3 protein-coding genes are annotated in these 2701 nt (G+C 71.4%); all 3 read left to right on the forward strand.

Features of this window, described 5'->3' with window-relative positions; all coding sequences use genetic code 11:
• The coding region (locus tag B8460_RS14905) for a DUF4115 domain-containing protein (RefSeq protein WP_048862398.1) at positions 1–501 on the forward strand (501 nt) is incomplete at its 5' end.
• Positions 502–597: 96 nt separating this feature from the next.
• On the forward strand, positions 598–1722 hold the full coding sequence (gene ispG / locus B8460_RS14910) for a flavodoxin-dependent (E)-4-hydroxy-3-methylbut-2-enyl-diphosphate synthase (protein ID WP_048862399.1): 1125 nt from the start codon (positions 598–600) through the stop codon (positions 1720–1722).
• A gap of 1 nt (position 1723) precedes the next feature.
• Positions 1724–2701: histidine--tRNA ligase (gene hisS / locus B8460_RS14915; RefSeq protein WP_048862400.1), on the forward strand; the 978-nt coding region annotated here is incomplete at its 3' end.

A 2701-nucleotide genomic window follows, 5' to 3' on the forward strand; every position in this document is an offset into this window, starting at 1 on the left:
ACACCGATCCCGCCCATCCTCGCCGCCCCGGTCGTGCCGCCGCCTGGCGAGACGGCTTCGGCGGTACCGGCCGCCTATGATCCGGCCGCGCCCGACGCGGGCACGGCCGCCGCCGCCGACCCCAACCAGCCGCGCATCGTGATCCGGGCCCGCGCGGATGCCTGGGTGCAGGTGCGCGAGCCGGGCGGCCATGTCCTGCTCAGCCGCATGTTGCGGGCCGGCGAAAGCTGGCCGGTGCCCCCCGGCAAGACCGGGTTGCTGATGACGCTCGGCAATGCGGGCGGGACGGACCTCGTGGTGGACGGCACGGTGGCACCGGGATTCGGACAGTCCGGCGTGGTGCGGCGGGACGTTCCGCTCGACGCCGACATGCTGAAGGCCGGCCGCGCGCCGGGCCAGCAATCCACCCAGGTGGCCGGGCAAGGCGGCGGGTTTCAGCCGAGTGCTGCCCACGCGGCGCCGCTGTCGGGCATCCATCCCGCGGTCCCGCGCGGCGACTGACACGCCGGCCGCTCTAGTCATCGGCGGCGAATGCGGCCACATAGGCTCGGTGGCGGCGCGCCGCGTCGCCGCTCGGCACGCTCCGGAGACAGACGGATGAACTACCGCCCCTACCAGCAGATCACCCGCCGCCGCTCGCGGCAGATCATGGTGGGCCGCGTGCCGGTCGGCGGCGACGCGCCGATCAGCGTGCAGACCATGACAAACACGCTGACCCACGACGCCGCCGCGACGATCGCCCAGATCCGCCGCGCCGAATTGGCGGGCGTGGACATCGTCCGCGTCTCCTGTCCCGACCGCGAAAGCACCGCGGCCCTGGCGGAGATCGTGCGGGAGGTGAACGTCCCGATCGTGGCCGACATCCATTTCCACTACCGCCGCGCGATCGAGGCGGCCGAGGCGGGCGCCGCCTGCCTGCGCATCAACCCGGGCAACATCGGCAGCGCCGAGCGGGTGCGCGAGGTCATCAAGGCGGCCCGCGACCACGGCTGTTCCATGCGCATCGGCGTCAATGCCGGCAGCCTGGAGAAGCACCTGCTGGAGAAATACGGCGAGCCGAACCCCGACGCGCTGGTCGAAAGCGCGCTGGAACACGCCAAGATCCTTCAGGATCACGACTTCCACGAGTTCAAGATCAGCGTGAAGGCGTCCGACGTCTTCCTCGCCGTCGCCGCCTATCAGCAACTCGCCGAGGTCTGCGACCACCCGCTGCATATCGGCATCACGGAGGCCGGCGGCAAACGCACCGGCACGGTCAAGAGCGCGATCGGCCTCGGCGCGCTGCTCTGGGCCGGCATCGGCGATACCGTCCGCGTCTCCCTCTCCGCCGAGCCGGAGGAGGAGGTGCATGTCGGCTGGGAGTTGCTGAAATCCCTCGGCCTGCGCCATCGCGGCGTGAAGATCATCTCCTGCCCGTCCTGCGCGCGGCAGGGCTATGACGTCATCAAGACGGTCGCCGCGCTGGAGGAACGTCTCGCCCATATCGACACGCCGATCACCCTGTCGATCATCGGCTGCGTGGTGAACGGCCCCGGGGAGGCGCTGATGACCGATATCGGCGTCACCGGCGGCGGCGGCGGCCGGCACATGGTCTATGCCGCCGGCAAGACCGACCACACCATCGACGGCGGCAACATGATCGAGCACATCGTCGAGCTGGTGGAGGCCAAGGCCGCCCAGATCAAGGCGTCGGCAGCACCGGTCGCCGCCGCGGCGGAGTGACGTGACCGCCCTCAATCCGCCGCGTGGCACGCACGACCTGATCGGCGAGGACCAGCGCCGGCACGCCCATGTGATCGAGACCGCCCGCCGAATCGCCGGCACCTATGGTTTCGACGAATGGGCGACGCCGGTGTTCGAGGATACGCGCGTGTTCGCCCGCACCCTCGGCGAGACGTCCGACGTGGTGACGAAGGAGATGTACACCTTCGACGACCGCGGCGGCGATAGCGTGACCCTGCGGCCAGAGAACACCGCCGGGGTCTGCCGCGCGCTGGTCACCAACGGCCTGACCCAGTCGCTGCCGCAAAAGGTGTTCTATGCCGGCCCGATGTTCCGCTACGAGCGGCCGCAGAAGGGGCGCTACCGGCAGTTCCACCAGATCGGCCTGGAGCTGATCGGCCCGGCCGAGCCGCTGGCGGACGCCGAGGCGATCGCCTGTGGTCGCGACATCCTGGCCGCCCTCGGCGTCGCCGAGGGCACGGTGCTGGAGATCAACACGCTCGGCGACCGCGCCAGCCGCGACGCCTGGCGGGTCGCCCTGATCGACTACTTCGCCAGCCGCGCCGAGGCGCTGTCCGCCGAAAGCCGCGACCGGCTGGCGCGCAATCCGCTGCGCATCCTTGACAGCAAGGACGAGCGCGACCGCGCCCTGGTCGCCGACGCGCCGACTATCGTGCCGTATCTGACGCCGGAGGCCGCCGCCTTCTGGGACGGCGTGCGCGGCCATCTCGCCCGCTTCGGCGTCGCCTACGTGGAGAATCCGCGCATCGTCCGCGGCCTCGACTACTACAGCCACACGGCGTTCGAGTTCGTGACCACCCGCCTCGGCGCGCAGGGTACGGTGATGGCGGGCGGCCGCTATGACGGGCTGGTGGCCGAAATGGGCGGGCCGCCGACGCCGGCCGTCGGCTGGGCCGCCGGGATCGAGCGGCTGGCGATGCTGCTCGACGCCGCCCCGCCCGCGCCCGCGCCCGTCGCC

It is taken from the genome of Acidisphaera rubrifaciens HS-AP3 (assembly GCF_000964365.1).
GTDB classification, from domain to species: domain Bacteria; phylum Pseudomonadota; class Alphaproteobacteria; order Acetobacterales; family Acetobacteraceae; genus Acidisphaera; species Acidisphaera rubrifaciens.